The sequence below is a fragment of the Bartonella sp. MU70NMGDW genome (genome assembly GCF_042194085.1).
Classification (GTDB): domain Bacteria; phylum Pseudomonadota; class Alphaproteobacteria; order Rhizobiales; family Rhizobiaceae; genus Bartonella; species Bartonella grahamii.
This window is the reverse complement of record NZ_JBHIMK010000554.1, coordinates 1-618: the sequence shown is the minus strand read 5'-3', so window position 1 is coordinate 618 and position 618 is coordinate 1. Positions and strand designations below refer to the sequence as shown.

Sequence of the window (618 nt, the reverse complement as noted above, 5' to 3'; positions counted from 1 at the left end):
AAAAATTTGGAGGGCTCCTATGATAAATGACATTTACTGTATTGGACGCAATTATGTTGAACATGTTCATGAACTAGGCAATGTTGTTGAAGATGAACCCGTTATCTTTAGCAAGCCAAACAGTTCACTCGTTTTAGACAATGAAATTTATCTCCCTGATTTTTCAAAAGAAATACATTTTGAAACTGAAATTGTGCTCAAAATCTCAAAGGATGCTTTCATGGTCACGGAGGCAGAAGCAGAAGAATGCTATGATGCCATAGCAATAGGTCTTGATCTCACAGCGCGGGATTTGCAAACAAAACTGAAAGAAAAAAAGCTGCCTTGGCTTTTATCTAAAGGATTTAAAGGCGCCGCATACGTCTCTGACTTCATAAACAAGGAAAAAATAAACAACCCAATAACCTTTGCAATGAAGCTGAATGGCGAAACAAGACAAGTTGGCAATACGCAAAATATGATCTTTAGCTTTGAGAAGATAATATCATTTTTGAGTCACTACATTCAGCTAAGACGTGGTGATCTCATATACACAGGTACTCCACAGGGGGAAGGAAAACTTTCTCAGTTTGACAGAATAGAATTATATCTCAAAGATCAATTAATTTCAGAGCTAAA

At 36.6% G+C, this 618-nt stretch carries 1 protein-coding gene; it reads left to right on the top strand.

Annotated elements, in window-relative coordinates; all coding sequences use genetic code 11:
• Positions 1–19: 19 nt before the first annotated feature.
• On the top strand, positions 20–618 hold a 599-nt coding region (locus ACFIKE_RS12115), incomplete at its 3' end, for a fumarylacetoacetate hydrolase family protein (RefSeq protein WP_375650211.1).